At 54.2% G+C, this 1975-nt stretch carries 1 protein-coding gene; it reads left to right on the forward strand.

All coding sequences use genetic code 11. The annotated features are described in order from the left end of the window. Positions 1-1975: glycoside hydrolase family 3 protein (locus JX312_RS12900; protein WP_204458328.1), on the forward strand; the 1975-nt coding region annotated here is incomplete at both ends.

A 1975-nucleotide genomic window follows, 5' to 3' on the forward strand; every position in this document is an offset into this window, starting at 1 on the left:
CGCCGCAACATGGAACCGCGACATCGCCGCCCGCTATGGAGAAAGCCTTGGCGATGACGCAAGGGCGAGAGGCGTGGGCATTCTGCTGGGTCCGGGGGTGAACATCTATCGCTCTCCCCTCTGCGGACGCAACTATGAATATATGGGTGAAGATCCATATCTCGCATCTGAGATTGCAACGGAATATATCAAAGGGGTGCAGTCAAAGGGCGTCATCGCAACTGTGAAGCATTTTGCCGCGAACAACCAGGAATGGAGCCGCCACCATGCGAGCAGCGATGTCGACGAGCGAACCCTTCACGAAATCTATTTCCCGGCATTCCGCAAGGCTGTGCAGGTGGCGGGCGTCGGAGCCGTGATGAACAGCTATAACCTTCTGAACGGTGTGCACGCCACTCAGAACAGATGGCTAAACACCGACATCCTCCGCAATCTATGGGGATTCAACGGCATTCTTATGAGCGACTGGACTTCTGTCTACTCAACCGTCAACGCAACGGCTTCGGGTCTTGACCTTGAAATGCCCAAACCGGTTTTCTATAAACCCGAAAAAATCAAGGACGCACTCGCAAACGGCAGGATAACGGAAGAGATGATCAACGGAAAAGTGGAACATCTGCTTTCCACATTTATCGCTTTCGGTCTGCTTGAGCGCGTGCAGAAGGATTCTGATATTCCATTGGATTACGAAAAGTCGCGCCTGACCGCGCTTGAAACGGCACGCGAGGGTATCGTGCTGCTGAAAAACAACGGCAACATTCTTCCGCTGAAAGGGAGAACTCTCGTGCTGGGTCCCAACTGCGACACCATAATGTCGGGCGGCGGAAGCGGCTCAGTCTCCCCGTTCTCGGTGACACCGGTGTCCAAGGCTTTGAGACAGATGAGGAAGAACACAGTTGTCTTGCCTGAAAGCCGACTGTATTACGACATAACCTCGGATGTGTTCACCGATTCCACCTGCAGCCGCAAAGGCTTCACGGGAAGATATTACAAAAACCAGAAAATGGAGGGTACGCCCGCTGTAGTACGTACAGACAGCGCGATCAATTTCTTCTGGGAATACAAGGCGCCGTTCCCCGATTTTCCCGAAGATCATTTTTCCGCCACATGGAGCGGGTTCTACCGTCCGTCAAAAGACGGCATAATCAAGATACGCATCAGCGGCGATGACGGCTACCGTGTGATCATCAACGGCAAGACAGTGACCGGAGACTGGGGCAACCATGCCCTGTCCACCCGCGAGATCGAGTATGAGGTGTCGGAGGGGAAAGGGTATGACATCCGCGTGGATTATTTCGACAACATATCTTCAGCCAACATCATCTGCACTTTCGGCATGATGGACGAGGAGACTCTGAACCGAGAGCTGCGGCGTGCCGACAACGTTGTCTACTGCACAGGCTTCAACAGCGGACTGGAAGGCGAAGGTTTCGACCGCCCGTTTGCCATTCCCGCGTTTCAGGAGAAATTCATCAACCGCCTCGCATCGCTGAATCCGAACCTCACAGTGGTGCTCAACGCCGGCGGGGGTGTCGATTTCTCACGATGGGGCGATGCGGCTAAAGCCATTCTGCTCGCATGGTATCCCGGACAGGAAGGGGGACAGGCAATTGCCGAGATACTTACAGGCAAGCTCTCTCCAAGCGGCAAGCTACCCATTTCCATAGAGGCGAAACCGGAAGACAACCCCTGTTTCGACAGCTATTATGCCAACAACGACAAGGTCAGAAGCAATGATTCGCGAGAATGCAGACACGTGGAATATAAAGAGGGTATATTCAGCGGGTATCGCGGATACGACCGCAACGGAGTCAGACCGCTTTATCCCTTCGGCTTCGGGCTCGGCTATTCCCGGTTCGAATTCAGCGACCTGACCCTTACACCGGCAGACAACGACAAGGTCGAAGTCTCGTTCACTATCCGCAACACCGGCAAGATGGAGGCGGCGGAAGTAGCGCAGATCTGCGTCACAGAC

The organism is Barnesiella sp. CU968, assembly GCF_905219685.1.
GTDB classification, from domain to species: Bacteria; Bacteroidota; Bacteroidia; order Bacteroidales; family Muribaculaceae; genus Lepagella; species Lepagella muris_A.